25 protein-coding genes and 1 pseudogene are annotated in these 24211 nt (G+C 69.4%); 14 read left to right on the top strand and 12 right to left on the bottom strand.

Going from position 1 to position 24211, the window contains the following annotated elements:
- The first annotated feature begins 12 nt into the window (after window positions 1–12).
- The 6 genes from ACYF6T_RS39970 (at window position 13) to ACYF6T_RS39945 (ending at window position 2887) form a co-directional block, all read left to right on the top strand.
- Window positions 13–594: a rhodanese-like domain-containing protein gene (locus ACYF6T_RS39970; protein WP_461702873.1), complete on the top strand. Its 582-nt coding sequence runs from the start codon at window positions 13–15 to the stop codon at window positions 592–594.
- The gene (locus tag ACYF6T_RS39965; RefSeq protein ID WP_461702872.1) at window positions 591–1562 is read left to right on the top strand and encodes a sulfite exporter TauE/SafE family protein; all 972 of its coding nucleotides are present in this window, start codon (window positions 591–593) and stop codon (window positions 1560–1562) included. The genes ACYF6T_RS39970 and ACYF6T_RS39965 overlap by 4 nt, the downstream gene beginning before the upstream one ends.
- 63 nt (window positions 1563–1625) lie before the next feature.
- Window positions 1626–1904, top strand: coding sequence for a metal-sensitive transcriptional regulator (locus tag ACYF6T_RS39960; protein WP_461702883.1), 279 nt, complete (start codon window positions 1626–1628; stop codon window positions 1902–1904).
- A 35-nt stretch (window positions 1905–1939) separates the two neighbouring features.
- Window positions 1940–2245, top strand: a complete 306-nt coding sequence (locus ACYF6T_RS39955) for a three-helix bundle dimerization domain-containing protein (protein WP_461702871.1) — start codon at window positions 1940–1942, stop codon at window positions 2243–2245.
- On the top strand, window positions 2242–2409 hold the full coding sequence (locus ACYF6T_RS39950; RefSeq protein ID WP_461702870.1) for a hypothetical protein: 168 nt from the start codon (window positions 2242–2244) through the stop codon (window positions 2407–2409). Before ACYF6T_RS39955 ends, ACYF6T_RS39950 begins: the two co-directional genes overlap by 4 nt.
- 10 nt (window positions 2410–2419) lie before the next feature.
- The gene (locus tag ACYF6T_RS39945; protein WP_461702869.1) at window positions 2420–2887 is read left to right on the top strand and encodes a class I SAM-dependent methyltransferase; all 468 of its coding nucleotides are present in this window, start codon (window positions 2420–2422) and stop codon (window positions 2885–2887) included.
- A gap of 172 nt (window positions 2888–3059) precedes the next feature.
- Here the strand turns inward: ACYF6T_RS39945 and ACYF6T_RS39940 are convergent, their stop codons facing one another.
- Genes ACYF6T_RS39940 through sqr form a run of 4 tightly spaced genes read right to left on the bottom strand, consistent with a single transcriptional unit; the run spans window position 3060 to window position 5698 of the window.
- A complete protein-coding gene (locus ACYF6T_RS39940) occupies window positions 3060–3593 on the bottom strand; it encodes a PIG-L family deacetylase (protein ID WP_461702868.1) in 534 nt (177 codons plus the stop codon).
- Window position 3594: 1 nt separating this feature from the next.
- Complete coding sequence (locus ACYF6T_RS39935; protein ID WP_461693618.1) at window positions 3595–4068, bottom strand: DsrE/DsrF/DrsH-like family protein; 474 nt, start codon at window positions 4066–4068, stop codon at window positions 3595–3597.
- Window positions 4069–4084: 16 nt separating this feature from the next.
- Entirely contained in the window at window positions 4085–4402 is a 318-nt protein-coding gene (locus tag ACYF6T_RS39930) for a TusE/DsrC/DsvC family sulfur relay protein (protein WP_461702867.1), read from the bottom strand.
- Between the two features lie 54 nt (window positions 4403–4456).
- A complete protein-coding gene (gene sqr / locus ACYF6T_RS39925; RefSeq protein WP_461702866.1) occupies window positions 4457–5698 on the bottom strand; it encodes a type III sulfide quinone reductase, selenoprotein subtype in 1242 nt (413 codons plus the stop codon).
- 232 nt (window positions 5699–5930) lie between these two features.
- Here sqr and ACYF6T_RS39920 point away from each other — a divergent pair, with 232 nt between their 5' ends.
- The 4 genes and pseudogenes from ACYF6T_RS39920 (at window position 5931) to ACYF6T_RS39905 (ending at window position 8497) form a co-directional block, all read left to right on the top strand.
- Window positions 5931–6383, top strand: coding sequence for an OsmC family protein (locus tag ACYF6T_RS39920; protein ID WP_461702865.1), 453 nt, complete (start codon window positions 5931–5933; stop codon window positions 6381–6383).
- Window positions 6380–6667, top strand: a pseudogene (locus ACYF6T_RS39915) (aminotransferase class V-fold PLP-dependent enzyme); the annotation flags it as partial. The gene ACYF6T_RS39920 and the pseudogene ACYF6T_RS39915, both read left to right, overlap by 4 nt.
- An 82-nt stretch (window positions 6668–6749) precedes the next feature.
- Window positions 6750–8075, top strand: a complete 1326-nt coding sequence (locus ACYF6T_RS39910; protein WP_461702864.1) for an aminotransferase class V-fold PLP-dependent enzyme — start codon at window positions 6750–6752, stop codon at window positions 8073–8075.
- A 50-nt stretch (window positions 8076–8125) separates the two neighbouring features.
- Window positions 8126–8497 carry a thioredoxin family protein gene (locus tag ACYF6T_RS39905; protein WP_461702863.1) on the top strand — a complete coding sequence of 124 codons (372 nt, stop codon included), beginning with the start codon at window positions 8126–8128 and terminating at the stop codon, window positions 8495–8497.
- A 48-nt stretch (window positions 8498–8545) separates the two neighbouring features.
- Here the strand turns inward: ACYF6T_RS39905 and ACYF6T_RS39900 are convergent, their stop codons facing one another.
- The gene (locus tag ACYF6T_RS39900; protein WP_461702862.1) at window positions 8546–9133 is read right to left on the bottom strand and encodes a rhodanese-like domain-containing protein; all 588 of its coding nucleotides are present in this window, start codon (window positions 9131–9133) and stop codon (window positions 8546–8548) included.
- An 80-nt stretch (window positions 9134–9213) separates the two neighbouring features.
- On the opposite strand from ACYF6T_RS39900, the gene ACYF6T_RS39895 reads away from it, so the two are divergent.
- The gene (locus ACYF6T_RS39895) at window positions 9214–9501 is read left to right on the top strand and encodes a metal-sensitive transcriptional regulator (protein ID WP_461702861.1); all 288 of its coding nucleotides are present in this window, start codon (window positions 9214–9216) and stop codon (window positions 9499–9501) included.
- An 18-nt stretch (window positions 9502–9519) separates the two neighbouring features.
- Here ACYF6T_RS39895 and ACYF6T_RS39890 read toward each other — a convergent pair whose 3' ends face one another.
- The 3 genes from ACYF6T_RS39890 to ACYF6T_RS39880 are packed head-to-tail and all read right to left on the bottom strand — an operon-like array spanning window position 9520 to window position 12064.
- Entirely contained in the window at window positions 9520–10266 is a 747-nt protein-coding gene (locus ACYF6T_RS39890; RefSeq protein WP_461702860.1) for a sulfite exporter TauE/SafE family protein, read from the bottom strand.
- Window positions 10263–10643, bottom strand: coding sequence for a rhodanese-like domain-containing protein (locus ACYF6T_RS39885; RefSeq protein WP_461702859.1), 381 nt, complete (start codon window positions 10641–10643; stop codon window positions 10263–10265). The genes ACYF6T_RS39890 and ACYF6T_RS39885 overlap by 4 nt, the downstream gene beginning before the upstream one ends.
- Before the next feature lie 59 nt (window positions 10644–10702).
- Window positions 10703–12064: an MBL fold metallo-hydrolase gene (locus ACYF6T_RS39880; RefSeq protein ID WP_461702858.1), complete on the bottom strand. Its 1362-nt coding sequence runs from the start codon at window positions 12062–12064 to the stop codon at window positions 10703–10705.
- A gap of 176 nt (window positions 12065–12240) precedes the next feature.
- Here ACYF6T_RS39880 and ACYF6T_RS39875 point away from each other — a divergent pair, with 176 nt between their 5' ends.
- Window positions 12241–12645 carry a DUF302 domain-containing protein gene (locus ACYF6T_RS39875; protein WP_461702857.1) on the top strand — a complete coding sequence of 135 codons (405 nt, stop codon included), beginning with the start codon at window positions 12241–12243 and terminating at the stop codon, window positions 12643–12645.
- A gap of 1790 nt (window positions 12646–14435) precedes the next feature.
- Here ACYF6T_RS39875 and ACYF6T_RS39870 read toward each other — a convergent pair.
- From ACYF6T_RS39870 to ACYF6T_RS39860, 3 genes are all read right to left on the bottom strand, one after another.
- Complete coding sequence (locus tag ACYF6T_RS39870) at window positions 14436–17657, bottom strand: N-acetylmuramoyl-L-alanine amidase (RefSeq protein ID WP_461702856.1); 3222 nt, start codon at window positions 17655–17657, stop codon at window positions 14436–14438.
- 829 nt (window positions 17658–18486) lie between these two features.
- Entirely contained in the window at window positions 18487–19260 is a 774-nt protein-coding gene (locus ACYF6T_RS39865) for an Rv1733c family protein (RefSeq protein WP_461702855.1), read from the bottom strand.
- 230 nt (window positions 19261–19490) lie between these two features.
- On the bottom strand, window positions 19491–20354 hold the full coding sequence (locus ACYF6T_RS39860; protein ID WP_461702854.1) for a formate/nitrite transporter family protein: 864 nt from the start codon (window positions 20352–20354) through the stop codon (window positions 19491–19493).
- 710 nt (window positions 20355–21064) lie between these two features.
- On the opposite strand from ACYF6T_RS39860, the gene ACYF6T_RS39855 reads away from it, so the two are divergent.
- Window positions 21065–21397, top strand: coding sequence for a hypothetical protein (locus ACYF6T_RS39855; protein ID WP_461702853.1), 333 nt, complete (start codon window positions 21065–21067; stop codon window positions 21395–21397).
- Between the two features lie 18 nt (window positions 21398–21415).
- Here the strand turns inward: ACYF6T_RS39855 and glxA are convergent, their stop codons facing one another.
- Window positions 21416–23368, bottom strand: a complete 1953-nt coding sequence (gene glxA / locus ACYF6T_RS39850) for a radical copper oxidase GlxA (protein WP_461702852.1) — start codon at window positions 23366–23368, stop codon at window positions 21416–21418.
- Between the two features lie 240 nt (window positions 23369–23608).
- Here glxA and ACYF6T_RS39845 point away from each other — a divergent pair, with 240 nt between their 5' ends.
- Window positions 23609–24190: an Rv1733c family protein gene (locus ACYF6T_RS39845; RefSeq protein ID WP_461702851.1), complete on the top strand. Its 582-nt coding sequence runs from the start codon at window positions 23609–23611 to the stop codon at window positions 24188–24190.
- The last annotated feature ends 21 nt before the right edge of the window (window positions 24191–24211 follow it).

Raw genomic sequence — 24211 nt, 5'->3', positions numbered from 1 at the left:
GGGAACCCAGCGATGACCATGCATGCCGACAAACCAGGGCTCGATCCCGCCGCCCTGCGCGATCTCACCCGGTCCGGCCAGGGTCCGCGACTGCTGGACGTGCGCACGCCCGGCGAGTTCCGCACTGCCCATATTCCCGGCTCCTACAACATCCCCCTCGATACCCTGGGTGAACACCGCGCCGAACTGCGCCACCCCCTGGATGAGAACGTCATCCTCATCTGCCGCTCCGGCGCTCGCGCCGCCCAGGCCGAACAGGCCCTCGCCGAAGCCGGACTGCCCAACCTGCGCATCCTCGACGGCGGCGTCCTGGCCTGGGAGACCGCCGGAGGCCCGCTCACCCGCGGGCCCGAGCGCTGGGACCTGGTGCGCCAAGTCCGGCTCGTCGCCGGAGCCCGGGTCCTGGTGACCGGCGTCGCGGGGCTGTTCGTGCCCGGACTGCACCTGATCGGCACCGCCGTCGGCGCGGGGCTGACCGTCGCCGCGCTGACCAACACCTGCGCGCTGGGCGTGCTGCTGTCGAAACTGCCCTACAACCGCAGCCCGCGCACCGACCTCGACACGGTCGTCGCCGCCCTGCGGGGCACGCCATGATCGCCGTCATCATCGCCGCGTCCCTGCTCATCGGCGTCAGCCTCGGCATCCTGGGCGGCGGCGGGTCCATCTTGACCGTCCCCATCCTGGTCTACCTGGCCGGCATGGAGACCAAGCAGGCCATCGCCACCTCCCTGTTCGTCGTCGGCGTCACCAGCGCCGCCGGCGTCGTCTCCCACGCCCGTGCCGGACGCGTGCGCTGGCGCACCGGGCTGCTGTTCGGCCTGGCCGGCATGACCGGCGCCTACGCGAGCGGACGGCTCGCCGAGTTCATCCCCGGCACCGTCCTGCTCGTCGCCTTCGCCCTCATGATGATCGCCACGGCCGTCGCCATGATCCGCGGACGCCGGCAGGCACCGAAGAAGGTCCACCATGAACTCCCTGTCATGCACGTCCTGTTGGACGGCATCGTCGTGGGCCTGGTGACCGGACTGGTCGGCGCCGGCGGAGGCTTCCTCGTCGTGCCCGCGCTCGCGCTCCTCGGCGGGCTGCCGATGACCGTCGCGGTCGGCACCTCACTGCTGGTCATCTCCATGAAGTCCTTCGCCGGCCTGGCCGGATACCTCGCCAGCGTGCACATCGACTGGACCCTGGCGGCCGTCATCACGGCGACCGCCGTGATCGGCAGCCTGGTCGGCGGCCTGCTCGCCGGGCGGATCCCGCAGGACGCGCTGCGCAAGTCCTTCGGCTGGTTCGTCGCCGTCATGGGCGTCTTCGTCCTCAGCCAGCAGACCGGCTCCGATCTGCGCCACACCCTGCTCCCCAGCCCCTGGACATGGGCCTTCGTGGCCGCCACTACGGGAGTCGGGGTCAGCTGGTACCTGCTAAGACGCTCCGGACGAACGCCCGAGCAAACCAACGACGTCTCGGCCGTGCCGGATGACGCAAGCGGGACTGCGGTCTCGCTCGGCGCCGGTGTCGAGACAGTACGCGGCAACGGCACCGCCGCCTCGCCGCAGGACACCTAGGCACGTGGTACATGCTCCCGGAACCCGGCCCTGAGGAGGTGCCCGGTGAACATCACCGAAGTCGTGAGCACCGACGACAGGGAAGCGGACTCGTGGGCCGAGGTGCTCAATCGGCTGCGGCGGGCCCAGGGACAACTGGCCGCGGTCATCGCCATGATCGAGGCGGAGCGCGACCGCAAGGACGTCGTCACCCAGCTGTCCGCGGTCTCCCACGCCCTGGACCGGGCCGGCTTCAAGATAGTGGCGGGCGGCATTCGCCAGTGCCTCACCGAACGACAGCGGGGGAACGTCCCGCCGCTGAGCGAGGCCGAACTGGAGAAGCTGTTCCTGACGCTCGCCTGACCCGGACCCCGAATCCCATCTCAGAGGGGTGCAAGGTGATCTCCCGCGCCATCATCACCGACCGGGCCATCCAACCGGGCCGTCACTGCCCCGACACCCGACCGGCCGGCCCACCGACACCAGCGGCGGAGCAGCGCGCCCGCCAGGACGTCCAGGAGCGGCTCACACACCGATTCCCGCACCTCCCGTCCGAGACCCTGGCGACGGCGTCAGCGGAGGCGTTCGCCTTCTTCTCCGACGCGCGCGTGCGGCACTACGTTCCCGTCCTGGCCTTCAGACGCGCCTCGGGGCAGCTGTCCGAACGCTTCGCCACCCCGGATGACGAAGGCGGTGAAGCGTGAGACCGACCCCGAAGTGCGTCCTGGACCGATCCCGCCCCTGCAACGCCTGCATCGCCCCGGACCCCAGCAGCTGTCCCTACCCCTATCTGCTCGCGGGGGACGACACGATGGACCCGGACGACGACATCGACACGGACGACGATTCCGCGCACGCGGAGAAATGAGGCGGCGGACATGGACGCGGCGAGCTGGGACAAGCGCTACCGCGGCAGCGAACTGGTGTGGAAGGCCGAGCCCAACCCCTTCGTCGCCGAGGAGCTGGCCGGTCTGAAGCCGTCCGGACGGGCGGTGGACCTCGCCGCCGGCGAAGGCCGCAACGCGGTGTGGCTCGCGGAGCGGGGCTGGGAGGTGGACGCCGTCGACTTCTCCGCCGTAGCCCTGGAGAAGGCCGAGGCGCTGGCCGCCGACCGTGGGGTGCGGCTGCGCACCGTGCACGCCGATCTCACTCTCTGGACGCCGGCGGAAGCGACGTACGACCTGGCGCTGATCGCGTATCTGCACCTGCCGTGGCCCGAGATGGCGCAGGTGCTGCCCCGCGCCGCCGCTGCCGTCCGCCCGGGCGGAACCCTGCTGCTCGTCGGCCTCGCCGAGCACGCCACCGAGCCCGTCGGGCCGACGCGCGAGGGCTTCCCCTCACTCTGACTCAGGCGCGTGTTCGTGTCACTCCAGGACACGCAAGTACTCCCGGTCGCCCAGGAGTTCCAGACGGCGCCAGAGCACCGGGTTGTTGGGGGGGGACTGACTTGCATGACAGGCGATCGCACGGCCCTGCCGCTCGCGCGGCACCGGCTCGACGACACGGCACCCGGCCGGGTCACGTCCGAGGAAGGATGTACCGAACTCGGCGTTCAGCCGTTCCGTCACGTGCCGCGGCAGGGTCCACGCGACGACGGCGACACCCGACCCGCGGGCGGCGAACAGGGCGGCACTCGTGGCCCGTTGATGATCCCGGTGCCCGGTGCCCGGTGACACCCCCCGTGTCGAATACCAGCAGGTGGGTGGGGCGCTGCTCGCCGATGAGGCGGATCACCTCCGCGGCGAGCCGGGGCACCGGGATGCCGTCGAGAGCTCCGTCCGGGTGCCCGGCCAGTTCCACGCGCTCGACACCCAGTTCCCTTGCCGCGCAGGCGAGTTCGTCCGCCCGCACGGTGCGCAGGTCACCAGGCCTGCCGTGCAGCGTGGACGACTCGCCATGGGTGAAGCAGAGCACCGCCGTGGGCACACCGGAGCCGGACAACAGGGCGAGCAGGCCACCCAGGCCGAACGACTCGTCGTCGGGATGGGCGACCACCGCCAGTACGCGCCGTATCCCGTCCGGCAGACCGCGCCCGGCATCTGTGCTGCTCATCTCAGGTGAAGATGATCTGGCCGCCGGCCGCGTGCGCGTAGAACTCGCCGACGGTGATGACGCCCTGGACCTGGTCGACGAGATCGTCCTTGGCGAGTTCGAAGAGGTCGACGGAGGCCTTGCAGGCGTAGATGCCCGCGCCGGTGTCGGCGATCATCTCGATGAACTCGGGGATGGGCGGGATGTCGAGCCCCTCCATCTTGCGTTCCATGTACCGGGTCACCAGGTCCGGAACGCCGGGCAGGCCGCCCAGGAGGGTGGGCAGGTGCAGGCCGGGGTTGCCGACGGTGGCGAGCTTGATGTGTTCCCAGCGCTTCTTGGTGATCGCGTCCAGCCCGAAGAAGGTGAAGAACAGATCGGCCTCGATACCTTCGGCGCGGGCGCCGTTGGCCATGATCAGGGCCGGGTAGATCCCCTCCAGGGACCCTTTGGAGACGATGATCGATACCTTCTGGATGGTGGCGGTGTCGGCCATGACGGCTCGCGCTCCTTCAGATGCAGCCGCGGGGCTTGGGAATGCCGGCGATCTTCGCGGCGGTCTTCGCCGGCCCCTTGGGGAAGAGCTGGTAGAGCTCCTTGACGCTCACGCCGGAGGCCTTGCCGAGCACGCGGACGGTCGGTCCGGTGCCCTTGGCCGCGTACTGCTCGCGCATGAAGCGGATGACGGTCCAGTGCCGGTCGGTCAGCGTGTCGATCCCGGCCTCCGCGGCGATCTGCCGGGCCATCGCCTCCCTCCAGCGGGCCGGGTCGGTGAAGAAGCCCTCCTCGTCGACGGGGACGGGGGTGTTGTCGTAGGTGGCAGTGGGCATGACGGAATCCTCTCCCCTTGGGCGGACAGGTGGCCTTGGACTGCCACGCGGCTATCAGGCGGATACGCGGTTCTTGCCGCGCTCAGGCATGGCCGAGCCGATGCCAGGCAGTTCACGGCCGGGCAGCAGGCTGTGCCAGTACAGCCACTCGAAGGCGAGCTTGCCGAAGTGGGCGGCGTGCGACTCCTTCAGCAAAGGCAGGCCGACGGGGCCCGGGAAGTGGCCGGGAAGCGGTTCCGTGTCGTAGTTGAAGTCGATCAGCAACGCTTTGTGGAAACCAGTCTCGACGAAGCAGTTGGCGTGTCCGTCGAAGGAGGCGTCCAGAGGTGCTCCGGCAAGGAAGCGGCCCATGTTATGCACCAGCACCTCGCCCTCGAAGTGCGCCACCGAGCCCGCCTTCGATGCCGACAGACCCGCTGCGTCCCCGATCGCGAACACCTCGGGTCGGCCGGGGAGTTGCAGGGTGTGCGGGTCGACGGGCACGAAGCCAAGCTCGTCGCCCAGGCCCTCGGAGCGGCCCACGTACTCCGCGCCGCCGTGCAGCGGCACGACGACCGTCAGGTCGAAGGGCACCTCGCGCTCGTCGTACGACACGAGCCGGCCGCCGGGGCCGTCGACCTCGCCGAGTGTGAACTCGGTGACCAGCTCGATGCCCTTATCCTTGAGCAGCCCGCCCAGCGCATTGGCCGCGACCGGCTTGGTGAAGGCCGCGTCCAGCGGGGTGGCATAGGTGAGTTGGACCTTGTCGCGGATGCCACGCCGCTGGAAGTACCAGTCGGCGAGGAAGGCGAACTCCAGGGGGGCGACAGGGCACTTGACGGGCAGGTCGGCCACGTCGATCACCACTCGGCCGCCGTCGAAGCGCTCCAGCGCGCCGTGCAGGCCGGCCGCGCCGGGCAGGTCGTAGAAGGTGAAGACCTTCTCGCCCCAGCCGGGTCCGGTCAGCCCCTCGGTCTCCTCCGGCAGCAGCGTCGCCCCGGTGGCGACCACGAGGATGTCGTACGGCAGCCGGATGCCACCGGCGAGGTGCACGGTCCGCGTGTCCAGGTCGACCCGCTCGATCCGGGTCTGCTTGTAGTCGACGGCCGGGTCCAGTTGCCGGGGACGGGAACGGACGAGGTGGTGGGGCTGGGCGAGCCCGAAGGGCACGAACAGCAGGCCAGGCTGGTAGAGGTGGTCGTCGTTCTGGTCGACGACCGTGATCCGGTACTCGCGCTGGTCATACGTGCGCCGCAGGCGGTTGGCCGTCATGGTGCCGGCGGTTCCGCCGCCGAGAATCACGATGTGTTTGCCCATGACCCCACTGTCGTGCGGCGGATGAGAGCGGGGCATGGGCCGCTGGTCCCCAGCCCAGTACCCACCGGGGTAATGAACACCCAGATGAAATACCCGGCAGGGTATATGGCCGTGGCATCAGACACGAGGGCCGAACGGTCCTCGATGCACCCCGTCGGTCCCTCACCCCGCCCTCGCACTCCGCGGTCGACTGGAAACCGGGGCAGTCTTCATCAGCGAGAAGGGCCCGGCCATGACCGGCAGCACACCCCAGACCCTCGGTACGAACCACCCCCAGTCCGTGGACGTGCATCGTCTGGAGGTCATCCACGTCGAAGGCGACGCCTACAGCGTGGACATCCGCGAACACCGCCTCCATGTCGACCAGCCCCTGGAGGCGGGCGGCACGGACACCGCGCCCACCCCCACCGAGCTCTTCGCGGCCTCGCTGGCCACCTGCGTCGCCTTCTACGCGGGCCGCTACCTCCACCGGCACCGTCTGCCCGGCACCGGACTGCGCGTGCGCGCGGAGTTCACCATGGCCACCGATCGCCCGGCGCGGGTTGCCTCCGTGCGCCTGGTGGTCGTCGCACCGTCGGAGCTGCCCGAGCAGCGCCGCGCGGGCCTGCTGGCCGTGGTCTCGCACTGCACGGTCCACAACACCCTGAACCGGCCGCCCGAGATCAACATCGAGCTGGAGCCATGAGTACGGCCTCCCTGTCGTCCGTGTCGGCGTGGCCCGCCCGGATCCGGGCCGGGCTCATCGGTGACGACGAGGTGCTGGACGGCCCGTACGGCCCGAAGCGGATCGTCTACGCCGACTACACCGCCTCCGGACACGCCCTCGGCTTCGTCGAGGACTTCGTCCGCGAACAGGTGCTGCCGCGCTACGGCAACACCCACACGGAAAGCTCCAGCACCGGTTGGCAGACCACCCGGATACGCGAGGACGCCCGCCGGATCATCCGAGAGGCGGTCGGCGGCACCGAGGACGACCTGGTGATCTTCTGCGGCTCCGGCGCCACTGCGGCAGTCAACAAGCTGGTCGCCATCCTGGAGTTGCGCCGCCCCGGTGAAGCCGCCCGAGGGCGAGCGTCCCGTGGTCTTCGTCGGACCGTACGAGCACCACTCGAACGAACTGCCCTGGCGGGAGTCGATCGCGGACGTCGTGGTCGTCGAGGAGGATCTGGACGGCCACATCGACCCGGCCCAACTCGAAGCGGAGCTACGGCGCTATGCCGGGCGCCCACTGCTGATCGGCAGCTTCTCCGCCGCCTCGAACGTCACCGGCATCCTCACCGACACCGGCCGCATCACCCGTCTGCTGCATGCACACGGCGCCCTGTTCTTCTGGGACTACGCAGCCGCGGGACCGTACATCCCGATCCGGATGGCGGAGAGCACGCCGGGCTCCGGGGACCACAAGGACGCGCTGTTCCTGTCCCCGCACAAGTTCGTCGGCGGCCCGCAGACCCCGGGTGTGCTCGTCGTGCGGCGTGAACTGGTGCGCAATGCGGTGCCCACCGCGCCCGGCGGCGGCACGGTGTCGTTCGTCGGCCCCCTCGGGCACCGCTATCTCGACGACCCGGTGGCCCGGGAGGAGGGCGGCACTCCGGCGATCGTCGAATCCATTCGTGCCGGGCTGGTCTTCGCGCTCAAGCAGGCGGTCGGTACCGACAGCATCCAGGCCGCCGAGGAGCGCCACTGGCGCCGCGCGCTCGCGGCCTGGGAGCGCAACCCCGGCATCGAGATCCTCGGCAACCACCACGCCCGCCGTCTGTCCATCGTCTCCTTCCGCATCCGCCACGGCGAACACGCCTACCTGCACCACAACTATGTCGTCGCCCTGCTCAGCGACCTCTTCGGCGTCCAGGCCCGCGGCGGCTGCTCCTGTGCCGGCCCCTACGGCCACCGCCTGCTCGCCATCGACGCGACCACCTCGCACGCCCTGCTCGACGAGGTCACCCGCGGCTGCGAGGGCATCAAGCCCGGCTGGACGCGCGTCAACTTCAACTACTTCATCAGCGACACCGTCCGCGACTACCTCATCGACGCCGTCGATCTGATCGCCACGCACGGGCATCGGCTCCTGCCCGACTACCGCTTCGACCCGCACACCGGGCAGTGGCGCCACCACAGCGGCCCCACGGATCTCCCGTTGCGGCTGGCGGACCTGCGATTCGGCACCGACGGGCGGATCATCTCCCCGGCCGGCCGTCACCGCCGACTCGGCGAGGAGGCGCTGGCGGATCAACTCGACGCCGCCCGCGCGGTGCTGGCCGGCCGTGCCGACCGGTCAAGCGACGGCCCCACCGGACTGCCGGCCGACTTCGAGCGCATGCGCTGGTTCCCGCTGCCGCCCGTCTGCCTGGAACAAACCCGGACCGGCAAGGGTTGAACCGAGCAGACGCAGATACCCGATGGGGTATATGAGGGGAGAGGATTCCCATGCCGACCGTCGAACTGACCAAGGACAACTTCGAGGAGACCGTCACCGGCTCCGACATCGTGTTGATCGACTTCTGGGCCGCCTGGTGCGGGCCGTGCCGCAGGTTCGCCCCCGTCTACGAGAAGGCGTCCGCGCGCCACCCCGACATCGTCTTCGGCAAGGTCGACACCGAGGCCCAGCCCGAACTCGCCGGCGCCTTCCGGATCTCCTCCATCCCCACCCTGATGGCCGTCCGCGACCGCACCGTGCTCTACTCCCAGCCCGGAGCGCTGCCGCCGCAGGCGCTGGAGGAACTCATCACCAAGATCCGCACCGTCGACATGCAGGACGTGCGCCGGAAGGCCGCCGCAGGCTCCACCGGAGCCGACTGACCCCGCGCGCCCGAAGCACCCCCCGGCCGCCGCCCAGGCCCGGGGAGTTCAGCGGGTACGCAGCGCGGCCAGCGCCTCGTCGAGGTCGGCCGCGCGGGGGCGGTTGTGGGGCAACTTGCCGAGCACGGCCGCCATGCCGCAGGTGTCGGTGAGGGCGGAGAAGACGAGGCCGACCGCGATGCCGGCCGAGGCCAGTTGGAGGGCCGGATGCACGAGCAGGCCAAGGGCCAGACCAAGGAGCACCAAGGTGCCGGCAGTGAACCTGACCTGGCGTTCCATGCTCCAGCCGGCCCGCGTGTCACAGGCGGCGGGCCGGTGCAGGTCGTGCCCGTCGGTGGCCCAGGCGCCGGTGCCGCCGGCGAGCGTGGCCGTGACGATGCCCTGCTGGGCGAGGAGCTTGCAGGCGTTCTCGGACCGGCCGCCGGAGGCGCACACGACAAGGACGTCGGCGCGCCCGGCGGCATGGCGTATTTCCGGCAGAGCGCGCCGGATGCTGTCCAGGGGAATGTTCACGGCGCCGGGCAGGTGGCCGGAGGCGTACTCGGCGGGCGTGCGCACGTCGATGACGGTCAGCTCGTGCAGCCGGATGCGGACTTGCTCGGTGCCGAGGGTGACGGGAGCGGGAGTGCTGGTCATGGCAGGTGTGATCCTTAATGGTCGACGCCGCCCCGAACCGGGACGTACAGTACCCCTGGGAGTATTTTCGAGGAGTGGTCGTGGAACTGGAGCTTGAGGGTGCGGACCTGAAGGCCGTATTGAACCGCCTGCGCCGGGCACAGGGCCAGATCTCCGGCGTGATCCGAATGATCGAAGAGGGCCGGGACTGCGGGGACGTCGTCACGCAGCTCGCCGCCGCCTCCCGGGCACTGGACCGGGCCGGTTTCGCGATCATCGCGACGGGCATGCAGCAGTGCCTGACCGACAGGGAGTCCGGCCGCATGAACGGCGAGGACCCCGAAGCGATGCGCGCCCGCCTGGAGAAGCTTTTCCTGTCCTTGGCCTGATCACGCACGGTGGCCGCCTCACGCGACGGCGTCGATCAGCATGAAGACCGCGACCGCGAGCAGTACCAGCGCGAAGATCCGCTGAAGCGTGAGGCCGGATACTTTCGCCGAGAGCCGCTTGCCGTCCCAGGCGCCGAGGATCGCCGCCCCGATGAACGGTCCGACGACCGCCCAGTCCAGGCCCTCGACCGTACCGGTGCGCGTGGTCAGCGCGGCAAGCGAGTTGACGGTGATGACCAGCAGACTGGTGCCGACCGCGTCGCGCATCCGCATTCCCAGCACACCCGCCAGCGCGGGTACGGCGAGGAATCCGCCGCCGACGCCGAGGACACCGGTGACCGTTCCGAGTCCGGCACCGGCCGCCGCGGCCCGCCCCGGCCGCACCGTCACGGCACCCTCCGCAGCCGGCCGGGAACGCAGCATGCGCAGGGCGGCCGCTCCCGCGACCACGGCGAAGGCCGCCGTCAGCACGGCCTCCGGGATGCGGTCGGCGAGCGCGCCGCCGAGCATCGCCGGGCCGATCCCGGCCGCCGCGAACAGCAGTCCCGTACGCCAGCGCGCGTGACCGTCACGGGCGTGTGCGACCAGCGCGGTGACCGAGGTGAGCGTGACGATGACCAGACTGGCCGTCGTCGCCCCGACCGGGCTGAAGCCCAGCAGGTAGATCAGCGCCGGGACGGCCAGGACGCTGCCGCCGCCCCCGAGTGCGCCCAGCGCCAGGCCGATGACCGCTCCTGCGGCCAGGGCGAGCAAAGGAGCGCTCACGCTATCGTGCCGTTCCCGCCGCGCGCGTCGACCACCGGCAGCCCCGCTTCGACCCAGTCGCGCATCCCACCGATCACGTCCACGGCCTGGGCGCCACGGGCGACCAGCAGTTCGGCCGCCTGCCGGGAGCGGTTGCCGGAGCGGCAGATCACGATCAGCGGCCGCGCCTGCACGTGAGCGGGTAGTGCTGCACCGGCGGCCAGCGCCGACAGGGACAGGTGCACGGCTCGCGGCGCGTGCCCGGCCTGCCACTCGTACGGCTCGCGCACGTCCAGCAGTACGGCGTCACCACCGCTGCCTGCATGCCCCGTGCGCACAACCGCCTGCCGCACGGTCACGCGCCCCGGATTGCCCGTGCCTTGCCGGAAGATGCTCATCTCGGTCTCTCGCTCCAGTCTCGTGTGTCGGTACGTATGCTCGGGCGGTCCCTGCGCCGTCAGGCGGTGCGGACGACCAGGCCCGCCTTATCGGCTCCGTCGAAGGAGTCGTCCACGGCGACGACGTCCCGGCCCACGGCGTCCAGCAAGGAGGCGGCGATCGCGGCGCGCATGCCGCCCGCGCAGTGCACCCATACCTCGCCCGCGGGAACCTCGCTAAGGCGGTGGTGCAGGGTGTGGATCGGGATGTGGACCGACCCCCGCACATACCCGCCGGCCCGCTCCGAGGCGCGCCGCACGTCTAGGACGACCGCATCGGCGGCCCGCTCTGCGAGATCGGCGAACGTGGCCCGCCGGAAGGACGCCGGCACCTCACCCGCACGCACCCACTCGGCCGGCCCGCCCGTGGCCGCGGCGGCCGGCCGATCGATACCCACCCGCACCAACTCACGCTGTGCGGCGGCCAGTTGCCCGGGCGACTGGGCGAGCAGCGTGACCGGCTTGCCCCACGGGACCAGCCAGGCCAGATACGTGGCGAGCTGCCCCTCGCCCTCGAAGTTGAACGAGCCCGCCACATGCCCTTCGGCGAAGGCGACCCGGTTGCGCAGGTCCACCACCCACTCCCCCGCCACGAGCCGCTCCGCGATCTCCTCGGCATCGGCGACGGCGGGCGGGGTGAGGTCGACGGGCGCGGGCCCGGCGGCGTTGGCCGGCCCCATGTGCGTGTAGTAGGCGGGGATGTCGTCCAGGCCGGCCAGCAGATCGGCGACGAAGGTGTCCACGTCCCGGGTGAGCGCCTCGTTGGACGCCTTCTCCTTGCCGATGGTCGTGTCACCGCCCTCGGCCTGGGCGGACGAGCAGAAGCTGCCGAAGCCGTGCGTGGGCAGTACGGCCGTCTCGTCGGGCAACTCGTCCGCCAGCCGGTGCGCGGAGGCGTGCTGGGCGCGAGCGAGGTCCTCGGTCAGCCGCGGCTCCACCAGATCGGGGCGACCGACCGTGCCGATGAGCAGGGAGCCGCCGGTGAAGACGGCGACCGCCGAACCGTTCTCCTCCAGCACATAAGACGTGTGGTGCGGGGTGTGACCGGGCGTGGCCAGCGCGCGCAGCGACAGACCGGCACCCGAATCGATCTCGGTCCGGTCTCCCTCGTGGACGGGTACACGCTCGAAGAAGACGCGGGCCGCAGCGGGAACCAGATAGGCGGCGCCCGTGATTCGGGCGAGCTCCAGACCCCCGGTGACGTAGTCGTTGCGGACGTGCGTCTCGACCACGTGCGAGATCCGCACCCCGCGCCGGGCCGCCGCCGCAACCACCTGATCGACGTCGCGAGGCGGGTCGACCACCACCGCCGCGTGCCGGCCACCGGCCAGATAGCTGCGGTTGCCGAGCCCCGACACCTCGATCGTGTCGACGAAGAACACGAAGTACTCCCTTCCGCCGAAGAATTACCCCAGGGGGTATGCTTGCGAAGGTAGCACAAGTACCCCAGGGGGTATTTTCGAGGGCAGGAATAGCCCCGAAAGCACCCCCGAGAGCCTCCCATCCGGCAGGCCACCCGCGCCGTGCCGCCGCGAACCGCCAAGAAGGGCCCACGCCCATGCGCTACGACCGCACCGTCCGCCTCGACACCGATTTCGCCACCGGCCTCGCCCGCACCCGGGCCGCTCTCGCGGAACAGGGCTTCGGCATCCTCACCGAGATCGACGTCACCGCCACCCTCAAGGCCAAGCTCGACCACGACATGGAGGACTACGTCATCCTCGGCGCCTGCAACCCGCCCCTCGCCCACCGCGCCCTGGAGGCCGACCGCGCCATCGGCCTGCTGCTGCCCTGCAACGTGATCGTCCGCCGCGAGGGCGACCACACCGTCGTCCAGGCCCTCGACCCGAACACGATGATCGCCCTCACCGAACTCGATTCCCTGCGCCCGGTCGCCGAGGAGGCCACCCGGCACCTCGACACGGCCCTCGCCGCCCTCGCCGCGGGTTGGACAGAAGACTGAGCAGCCGACAGGCCCGAGGCGAACCGCGCGACGACGGGAGAGCCCGGAATGGGTCTGCACGATCCTCGGCCTTACCGCCACGGTGTTTCTCTGAGCTGTCAGGGCTGGCGGGCGAGGATGGGGCGGGCGGCGCTGACGCGGTGGCGGTCGGGCTCGCGCCCGGGAGGCAGCGGTGCCGTGTCCGGTGTGCGGGACGCCGACGGCGAAGGCTCACGTGTAATATCGCCAAACCGTTACAAACGTACCCGTCGGCAACCGCCGGGGCGTCGCCCACCTGCGCGTACGGCGCCCGGTCTGTCCGGCCACGGGCTGCCGGCGGCAAACCTTCCGCGAGCGCGTTCCCGGACTGCCGGAACGCCGCCAGCGCCGGGCGGTGCGGCTTACCGGGCAGATATCGCAGGTGGTGCGGGAGTTATGTGCCCGGGCGGGCTGCCCGCCTCGCCGGTCTGCTGGCCATGTCCGTTTCCCGCAGCACTGCGTTGCGTCATCGGCGCGCCGCCACCGCTACGCCACGATCATCACGGATGCCCAGACCGGCCACCGCGTCGAGGTCCTGCCCGACCGCGAGGCAGCTCCCCTGGAGTCCCGGCTGCGGGAGCATGGCAGCGGTGTCGAGGTCGTGTGCCGGGATGGCGCGGACCTCTATTGAGGCATCCGCCGGACTCCGCCCGACGCCTGCAGATCACACTCCGTGGCCCCGGCACTCAAAGCGATCCAGAACCACTTTTTCAGCCGTCGTCGACAGACCGCTCCCCTCTCGCCCGGCCTCCGCCTGTAAGAGAACCTCTTCGCCTGGCTGGAGCCCGAGCCGGCCCCAAGCCACGCACCGTCAAGCAAGCGCCCGTACGTGCGGCTGAGACGAAGACGATCGAGGAACCCGCCTCGGAGGTCCCCCCGGCGCCGCCCGGCCCGGAAGAGAAGCAGGACCAGTCCCACGTCTGAGTCGTTGCCGCGAGATAGAGGTCACGCCGAAGATCGCCGGCGTCGCCGACGACCGGGCCGCTTCAAACGACCGACGGCCAGCGAGCGCATTGACGCTCTTGAGAAGCACTGCAAGGGCTGCAGCGGTCCGTATGACGAGCTCGACGGTGGCGACTGGGCCCAGAAGATCGGCAACCGGCACTTGATCGGCGGCGACCAGGGCAAGCGTGCACAGCAGGAGATCCCCCCTCCCCCGAACGCGCGAACACTCCCCAGCGGCACGATCAACCAGCACGGAACAGCACGCGATTCCAACGCCGCCCACCGTTCATTATTCGGCGTGGGAATCGCCGCCTGGTCGCGCCCGGCCCGCCTCGTCACACCCGCCACGGCGTCGACGCCACGCTGGCTTGCCCACAAGACAGCCGACACCGGCCTGCACCTGTGACACGACCTCGTACTCGGCAACCCGGAGAATCTGCGCAGCACACCCGACATCACGCCCGGAACCGATCGACGACGCCCACGTGCCCCGTCGCTCCACACCAGGTCAGTGACTTGCTTGCGGGGCCGAGTCGAGCAGGTCACCGATGGCCTGCATCAACTCCCGTCGAGTGGAACGGTTCCAGTGGTGCCGAAGACCGAACGAGCGAAATGCCGGGGCGGGTCGTCCACGGATGGGTTCGTCAGCCGACAGGAGCCGGAAATTCGGCGGTGCGCCTCCCGCCCCTGCACGCCGCGCACCACCACATGATCAGCGTGACGGGTGGCCCGCTCGTGCCGGGAACAGAGGACGCCGATCCGGCGTCCTCTCACGATCCAGACCGGGGTGCCGCCGTGCACGGGACATGGCGGCACCCCCGCCGGGTTCAGTTGGTGAAGTAGCCGTCCAGATCGGCGATGATGTCCACCGCTCCGGAGGCGTTGTAGAAGACCACCTTCCCGTTGGTGACCGGCACGATGACCAGGTTGGGGAAGTTCTCACCGGCCGAGAAGTTCAGGTTCGACACGTTCGGCCGGGAGACGCCGTACGGATAGACGATGATGTGGCTCGCCTTCGTCGCGTTCGTCGCGGTCACGTTCATCACGACGGCGGTGGCGTCCACCGGGACACCGCTGTGGCCACCGACGGTCAGGGTGACCGTGCCACCGGCACCGACGGTGCCCTTGCGCACGCCGGTACCGTCACGCGTGTCCATGACCCGCACCGGTCCGGCATTGTGCTCGACCGACCCGCTGGCACTGAAGTAGCCGCTGATGTCGGCGAGGAGGTCGACGCTGCCCGAGGCGTTGTAGAAGTCCACCTTGCCGTTGGTGACGGGAACGATGACCAGGTTGGGGAAGTTCTCACCGGCCGAGAAGTTCAGGTTCGACACGTTCGGCCGCGAGACGCCGTCGGGATAGACGATGACGTGACTGGCCTTCGTCGCGTTCGTCGCGGTCACGTTCATCACGACGGCGGTGACACCGCTGGAGGGAACCCCGGACTTGCCGGTGACCTGAAGGGAGACCGTGCCGCCGGCACCCACCTTCGCCTTCGCCACACCGGTGCCGTCACGGGTGTCCATGATCCGCGCCGGGGTGACGCCGGTCAGTTTGGAACCGCTTCCGTCGCTGGTGTAGTAGCCGGTGATGTCGGCGATGAGGTCGACGTTCCCGGAGGCGTTGTAGAAGTCCACCTTTCCGTTGACGACGGGCACCGTCACCAGGTTGGGGAAGTTCTCACCGGCCGAGAAGTTCAGGTTCGACACGTTCGGCCGGGAGACGCTGTCGGGGTAGACGATGACGTGGCTGGCCTTCGTCGGGTTGGCCGCGGTCACGTTCATCACGACGCCCGTCACACCGCTGGAGGGAACCCCGGACTTGCCGGTGACCTGGAGCGAGACCGTGCCGCCCGCGCCGACAGTGCCCTTGCGCACGCCGGTGCCGTCACGGGTGTCCATGATCCGCGCCGGGGTGAGGGGCTTGAGCGTGCCGGTCGGGGGAACGACCGGCTGGGTCACCTTGACGTCGCTCGCCTTCACGTAGGCGATGCGATGGTTGAAGCGGATCTGGTAGTAGGCGATGTCACCCTTCACGAACACGCAGTCCGGGCTCGCCGAGCAGTTGATGTCCTGGGCGTAGTAGTAGTCGCCGTTCACCGCGGCCTGGGCCGTGTAGGACTGGCCCGGTTGGATGGTGGCGTGGTCGAGCGGGGTCAGCTGCTGGTTGGGATCGGCGGCGACGTCGCTCAGCTCAGCCGGGTAGGCCGAGGTCTCCGGGTAGGCACGGCCGTACACGGCGACGGCCGACGTGCCGGCGGGCGTGATCAGCTGCTGTGCCGTGCCGGTGTTCGCCATGGTGTAGGCGCCGCCGGGGTTGTAGAACCAGGCTTTCTGGCCGTCGTACCAGATGGCCGTCCAGTCGCCCTGAACGGCGGCGACCACGAAGGTCTGTCCGACGACGGCCTTGTCCGTCCAGTCCCAGCCCAGGGTGGTGCCGGTGGACGCGCCGTCCGCGGTGAACTTCGGATCGGTGAGCAGTGCGGCCGTGGAGGACGGACTCGTGCGCAGGTAGACGAAGTTGGCCGGGTTGGCCGGGCAGGTCGTGGTGGACGATCCGCATCCGGTGAGGGTCGGCTCGTAACTGCTGCTCCACGGCGGGTTGATGGTGACCTCACCGCCGACCACGGGCATGCCGTCGCCGTTGGGTGAGGCACCCAGCAGCGCCAGGTAGTGGCTCCAGTTCCACCACGGTCCGGGATCCCAGTGCATGCCCTCGTAGTAGGCGCTGAGCGGGCCCGGCACGTCGTCGTGGCCGATGATGTGCTCACGGTCGAGCGGGACGCCGAACTGCTGGGCAAGGTAGCTCACCAGCGTCACGGAGGACTGGTATTCCTGCTCGGTGTACCAGGTGCCGTAGTCCAGCGCGTAGCCCTCGTGCTCGATGCCGATCGAGTGGTCGTTGACGTACTTGTTGCCGGCGTGCCAGGCGATGTCCTTCGTCTGCACCATCTGCGTCACCGAGCCGTCGGCCCCGATGACGTAGTGGGCGCTGGCGTAGGTCGACGGCTTCTGGAAAGAGTTGATCGCCGAGGTCGCCGTGCTCTCGGTGTCGTGGATGACGATGCTGTCGATGGCGTCGCCGTCGGCGGGACGGTTGGCCAGGTCGTAGTTGCCGTAGTCACTCTGGTCGGTGCTGCTGTTGAGCGCGTAGGCGGCCGGGGTGAACGTGCAGGCCAGCGTGGAGGGGCACTCCGGCGCCGGGGTGGCGGTGCCGGTGGTCGTGAAGGAGGCCTGGCGGATCGTGGGCTTCAGGTCGGGGCTCACCGCGGTCGGCTTGCGTACCGAGACCGAGGGGTCCGCCGGCAGGGTCACTTCCTCGTTGTCCGTGGTGACCCGGTGGGCGCCGACGCGGACGGTGGCGAAGACCCGGTCGGCGAACTGCTCGGCGACCTGGGGGCTGGTGGACTGGCTGTACCGGGAGACAGCCGGGTACCACTGCCCGGGATCCGACGGCAGCGAACCGGCGGCCTTGCGCTCGTAGGAGGCGAGCAGCGCGGCGGCGCCGCGGACGCTCTGGCGCATCGAGGAGCGCAGCGTTTTGGGTGACGTGTCGATCGCCGACGCGGCGGTGTCGAGGGTGCGCATGGCCGCGGTGATGCGGGGCGAGGTCGTCGTCGCCTTCGCGGAATGGTGGTGGCGGGCCCTGAGGTCGTCACCGTACCCACGGGTCTCGGCCCTGCCGTGTGCCGCGTCACCCAATGACCGGTCGAGGTCGGAGGCGCTGACCGACGTCAGCCCCATCACGTTGTAGTTGCCGGTAACCGAGGGCCGGCCATCGTGCGACTCCCACAGCGTCATCTGGTAGGAGACGGCCATCAGCACGCTGCTCGGTACGTGGAACTCGTCGGCGGCCGACTGGAAGTCCTTCTGCAGCGAGTGCGAGGGTTGCCCGGCCGACGCGGCCTCTGCGGACGCGTCGGGGGCGCCCGATCCCAGGGCCGCCTGCGCGACCACGCCTATCACCAGCCCGGTGGCGGCGAGTCCGCCGGCCGTGCCCAGCCACCAACGCGGCCCGGATCTGCGATGTTTCGAACGCTTCGCAAGCAAAGAGCTACCTCAATCGGATCAATTGCGGGTCTTGTGCAAGTCATGCACAGGTCAAAAGCGGCCCAACGGGGGATGGTCTCCCGGTTCGAACCGACCGGAACAAGGCAGCCGACGCCGCGCTCCACTCCCCCACCGCCGCGGCACGTACGCAGCCCCTCTCATCACTCGGCGACCAGAAACATTGAAACGACACAGTAACCGCCAACAAACTCTCAGGGACAAGCGCCTATGCCCACCGGACGCCGCCTCCCCCTGCGGCCCCCGAATCGGATGCTGGCCCCGAAGCCGCGGCAGGGGCCGACTTGCCGGCACCTCCGCTCATCGCCGCGCTTCGATCGCGCGGGTACGTGGGCGCCCGGGCTTGTTGGGTTCCGTAAGTGTCCGGGGTGTTGGTGACGCCCAGGATGGCAAGTACCTGTTCGGGAGGGGCTTCGAGCGGCACACCACCAGCGCCCACACGGTGACCTACTGGGCGATGATCCTGCTCATGACCCATCGAGCTGGCTGGGCCACGCCTTGGGCAAGAGTGATGCAGCCTGGCCGCCCGGTCAGCCAGCCCCGAGCGACCAGGCATTTCCCCTTCGGCCCCGGTTCTTCCACTCGTGGCGGCACCACGTCCATGCCGACGACGACGGCCGTCTCCTGGCAGGTCAGCGGCCCTTGACGAAACGGCTCTCGGTCCGCGAGCGCCGTGAGGACGCTCCGGCAATCCACCGACGGCACTGCCCCGTCAAGGCCCGCACGCCACACCGGCACCTGCGACTTCGGCTTCGCCGCGTCCTGTCACCCGGGACGGTCGTCGACCCGGCGTGCGGCATCACCGTCGGCCTCACCACCACCGGCCTCGCCCTCCAAGCCGACGGCACTGTTCACGGTTTCTGCACCGGCCAGTACACGTGCATCTGGCCGAGCAGCACGGCGTGCCGCTCAACTCGTGGGGCTTCTGAGCGCACGACGTCGTTTGGTGCGCCGGATCGGTGCGAAGGTGGGACGGGTCGCGCGTCTGGCGGTGTCCGCGGCCTCTCAACCGGTCCTTCGGTCCCACCGACTGGAGATGCGCGCCCATTCCTCTTCCCACTCCCGCAGCCGGCGCCGCTCCATCCAGACGCGCGCGAGACAAGCGCCGCCGAGGTCGACACCGGCCGTACCCACGACAGCCACCGCGGCGGACCAGCCCATGGAGTTCCGCTTCTCCCGAGGTGGGCGGCTTCGCAACCAGCCGTCCCCGCCGGTCCGTCCAGATCGTGACGGAGGTGCCCATCGGCGTGCCGGGAGGCACCTCCGTCCGACCGGTGTGCGCCGAGCCGTCCGGTGCCGTCCATCGCACGGCGGCCCACACGTGAGTGTCGTCCACGGCCTGTGCCGAGGTGGTGCCCACCGCGTTCTCGATCAGGGCTGCCGAGACCGTGCGGGTCTCGGCCCGCTGCCGTTCCAGGTCCCGCGCCACCGCATCCGCGGTCGTCAGCCCGGCAAACGGGCTCCCAGCGAGGGTAATCACCCATGCCGCGACGATGATCCAGGCTTCAACGACGTCGCTGCGGCGTCTGAGCGGGTTGCGACGCCGACGCCACGTCCACCCACCGCGGCCTTGTGCCCTTGCCATCGCCGCCCACCCCCTGTGAGTACTCGTCCGACGGCTCGTTCACGCTGTGCAGCCGGCGGGTCGAAGACCAGCTCCGGCCGGGCGCGGTGCCGCCGACGGCACGACGACGGCCCGGATCGACGCAGGCCCGCTTCACCCATCGGCCGGCACCGCCCGCCGCCGTCGCCAACCGGTGCCCCGCCGCGAGCGGCCGTCTCACCCACGTCGGCCGGTGCCGGGCTGCTGCCGCGTCAGGCGGGCACGGCGGCCGCCGGCTTGCCCTCGATGTCGGCGGCCTGGTCGGTGGAGGCCGACGCCTCTGCGGCGGTACGACCGAGGTATCCGTAGGCCGCACCGACCAGCAATCCACCCCCCACCAGATTGCCCAGACCCACCAAGAGCAGGTTACGTGCGAACCCGCCGACGGTAGCGGCGTCTACATGCTCGAACAATCCGAGCGAGTAGACGGTCATGTTGGCCACGACATGTTCGAATCCCGATCCGATGAACGCCAGCAGACACCAGAAGATCAGCATGAGCTTCGCGCCGTCGGACTTGGTGCGTGCCGACATCCACACGGCCAGGCAGACAAGGAAGTTGCACAGAACTCCGCGGAAGAACAGCGCCGTGCCGGACTCGGCGGCCTTTGCCTTGACCACGGCCGTGAGTGCGGCGAGGCCCGGGGCGGCATGCCCCGGCAGAGCACCGGCCGACAGCACCCCGCTCTCGTCCACCAGCCAGGCCAACACCAGCGAACCGGCCAGGTTGCCCACGAAGGACCCCAGGATCACGGCGAAGGCACCGGTGATCCCGCCCTTTCCGGTGAGGACACCCTGGACGGCGGTCATCATGTTGCCGGTCGAGAGCTCGGCCCCGGCGAACACCACCAAGGTGAGCGCGACGCCGAACACCAGGCCTTGGACGAGTTTCGTCCAGGGCGACGCGGCCGCCAGCAGGGGGCCCGTCACGGAGAACAGGAGCACCACGGCAACACCGATGTAGGCGCCGGCGAGCATGGAACTGACCAAGTAGCGGCCAGGCTTGCGGAGGTCGTCGATCTTGGTGGCGGCTGCCTGTCCCTGGTCGGAGAGGGCCGCGGACATGGAGATGGGCACGATTCGTTCCTCGCTTCCCGCCGGCGCATGACCCCGGCGGCGCAGGCCAGTGATTTCGTTGCATAGCGAAAAGGTGGCCCACGACAGGCGTGTGCCGGTCCGGTAAGTCGCCCGTATCCGACAGCACACTCCGTCCGGCAGACGGCTGTGAGTTTGCGTATAACAACCAAATGGAGCGTCCTGCCGTCCAGGCAGATCTCTGCCGCACCCGGCCCGCAGGAATCGAGAGACGTGCCGGAAAGACGGCAAAGGCGCAGGTCACACGCACTCGTTCGGCCGGTGGGGGCCTCACCCGAGACTCCACCAGTCAGGGATCCGGCCGCAGTCATCCGTGGGGAGGCCCTGGAGACCGGTCTTGGCAAAGTTTGCGTCACCGTTGGGCACACCACGCACCAAGTTCTTCCGAATTGACGCACCGCCATCTGTCCCCCGCGCATCCGTCGGCGCCACGGGCGAGCTGTAGGCGGCGGCACGGTCCAGACCTACGAACGCACCTCAACAGACGCAGCCGGGGGCGCGCAGTCGAAGACGAACAGCCGGCTCATGGCCTCATCGGTGCTCCACACCTCGATATCCCAGGAGGGATATGACGCGGGGCCGAATAAGGGACCGGGCAGTCCCAGCAGTGACGGCTTCATATGCCCGCACCAGTGGTCCCGCACGGCCGACGGGAAGTTCTCCCGGCCGTCCGGCCCGGACGCACGGAACTGATGGACGAGTGGGACGCGCCGGGCCCGGCGCCGGCAGCGCGGCGCCTGATGGAGCAGGTCGACCACTGCAAAGGCGATCATCACGGAGTGCCGACCTCCGTTTTCAGCCCCCGGCCGCCGACCGCCGGGGATCGGGGAGTGATGGTGCACGGAGCGTCCACCGCACGGCCGACGCTGGAGGTCAGGGTGGGCTGGGCGAGATCCAGACCCACCAGATCGCTGTTCGGTGCCGGCCGCCGGCAGTCCGATATCCTGCCGGCGCGGCTCGAACTGGAAACGTTCGGGATCGACACCCCGGAGGCCACCCATATCCGCAACCGCACCCGCCGCTGAGCCGGTCGGCAAAAAACATCAGGGCACGCGCACCCACAGCGCTTTGGACGGGGTCCCCTGGTCGTCGGTGACGAAAAGCGTGTACCAGCCGGCCGGGACCAGATCGCGATTCTTCGGCATCGTGACCTGGATGCTCTTGCCGCCCTTCGTCTTCCTGAAGTCGAGGGCGATGGAGCGCTGTTCGACGTCGGTGACGTGGGTGGTGGAACTGGGGTGGATCAGCCGTACCGTCTTGATGACCGAGGCGTACCTGGTGGCGAAGGTCGCGGTCTGGCCGAGATCGACCGTCTTCGGGCCGCCGGTCAGGGACGGCCGCGAATCCCGGTACAGATACGGCGGGGTGTAGATCTCCAGGCGCTGCTCGAACACGCCGGGCCTGGACTTGGCCTGGTCGGCGAAGAGCGAGTCACCGCCGAAGGTGATGACCCGCCCGTCGGGCAGCAGGATGGAACCGGAGTGGTAGTTGCGGCCCACCTCCGGGTCGGCCACCCGGCGCATCCGGCCGGTCGTGGCATCATAGATACGGGCCTGGCGGATGTTCTCAGCCGACGGGCCCCGGTAGTCCTGGGAGCCGCCCGTGATCAGAACAGTGTCGTCGGGCAGGATCGACAATTCCGGATAGCGAATGCCTTCGCCCAACTGGGGTCCGTCGGTGAAGTGCGGGTTGTTCGCCTTGAGGTCGATGACCCGGGTATTCTTCGATGACTTGGGCAACTCCCCGATGCCTCCCCCGCCGACCACCATGAACTTCTCGTCCTGGGCGGGCGGCAGCATTACAGTGCCGGAGGTCTCCATCAGGTCCGCGTCGTCCAGGCCCGCCAGCTGGGTGAATTTGTTGGCGTCGAACCGCCAGATGCCCGGCGTGCGGCCCACGTCACTGGGCCCGTAACCGGCATTGGAGCCCGAATAGAAGAAAGCGCCATCGGGCAACTGGAAGACTGCCGGGTAGGTGGGGAACTGGCGGATCTCTCCACTGTAGTGCCAGTTCTTGGTCTTCGGGTCGTAGATCTCGCTCTTGCCGGGCACGACCTGGCCGATGTCGTCCAGGCCGGACAGGGCCAGCACCCGGCCGTCCGCGAGCCGGGGCAGGGTCGGGTACCAGCGGGCCTCGTTCATCGGGGCGATCTTGGTGAACTTCTCGGTGTACGGGTTGAACTCGTACGCCTGCCGGATGCCCTGGAAGTCCTTCTTGTCCAGGCCAAGTTTGTTGGCAATGCCGTACACGTTGTGGGTGTCGGAGCCGGTCAGACCCGCGACGCGGTAGTTCTCCTGGGCGCCGGTCTCGTACTTGCTGCCGCTCTTCTGCGCCTCGACGTAGACGCGTGCCAGGCTCGCCTCCGTACGCAGAAACTTCCCGGTCTTCTTGTCGAAGATCTTCTTCGCGGGTTTGACGGTGACCGGGTCCTTGGAGACGAACGTCTTGTGATTCTCCTTGCCGGTGAAGCGAGCCCCGGCGGGCAGGGTGATCGGCTTGTCGGGATCCTCGTTGTGCCCGACCATCAGGCCGCCGGCCTTGGTGACGTCGCCCTTGAGCTTCTCGTAGCGTTTGGTGCCGCCCGCGAACAGCAGGTTGCCATTGGCCAGATGGATGTGGCCGGTGCAAAACAGGTCGGCCGGGGTCCTGATCTCGTGGAAGGTGTTCTTGACCGGATCCCAGACCACCGAGCGGAAGTTCTTCGCGTCGAAGTTGTCGAGGTTGTTGCCGGAGCCGGCGACCAGCAGCACCTTGCCGGTCTGCAGCAGCGCGCCGTGGATGGTGTTCTGGCGGAACCGCTTCGGCACGTCCACCAGATCCCAGTGGCCGTTCGCAGCCTCGTACTCAGGTCTGTTGATCTTGTATCTGTGGTACTTGTCGCTCCCGAAGCGGTACAGCCACGGCCCGTTCATCCCCACCAGCGCCAGTACCACCAGGGTGCCGACCAGCAGACGACGGGTGCGGCGGCGTACGCCGAAATCACCTGCGGAACTCATACCCACATCCCCCCGGAATGGGTGCAGCAGCGATTCAGTGACCACCCAGAGTGGTGGCCGCACGACAGAGAGGCATCATATTTTGCATAATGCAAAGCAAGGTCCAAGCCCGTGTAACAGCTGCGACAACGACGTCACGTCCGCACCACACGCCTCGCGGGTCCCATCGCCAGGAGCATCGACGAAAGAGACTGAGACAGAGTGACGGGCACGCCAGTGCCCGCGAAGGAGGTGTCGGCCATGGCGAGGGCCCGACACGGCAAGGTGTGGTTGTGGCGCTGGCGCCGCAACCCGCTCAGGCGTCGCAGCGATGTCGCCGACGCCTGGATCGTGCTCGCGGCATGGTTGATTGCGCTCTGCGGAGGTCTGCTCACAGGGCTGGCGGCCGCCGCCGCGGCGGACCACGGACTGGAGCGGCAGCGAGCGGAACGCCACCCGCTCTCCGCCGTCCTCACCCAGGACGCGCCGGGCAGGACATCGGCGTCGGCCCTCGACGGTGATCTCGTCTGGGTCACCGTGCGCTGGACTATGCCGGACGGCTCGACGCACACAGGCCAGACGAAGGTGCGCGCCGACGCGAAGGCCGGTGCCCCAGTCACAGTGTGGGTCGACCGGCAGGGCCGAGTGACCTCGAAGCCGCTCACGCCCGGTGAAGCGTCGCTCCAGGCGGCCTGGACCGGCGCGCTGGTCAGCCTCAGCGTCGCCGGAGCTCTGCTCGGCGGCGCCCAGCTGATCCGTCTCCATCTGGCCCGGCGGCAGTTCCGGCGATGGGACGAGGAATGGGCCCGCCTCGACACGCCCTGGGGACGGAAAACCGGCTGATGCCCCCAGCCGACACCGCAC

It is taken from the genome of Streptomyces sp. 7R007, from assembly GCF_054850255.1.
Note: the sequence above shows the minus strand (reverse complement) of the source record. Positions and strands in the feature narration are given on the sequence as shown.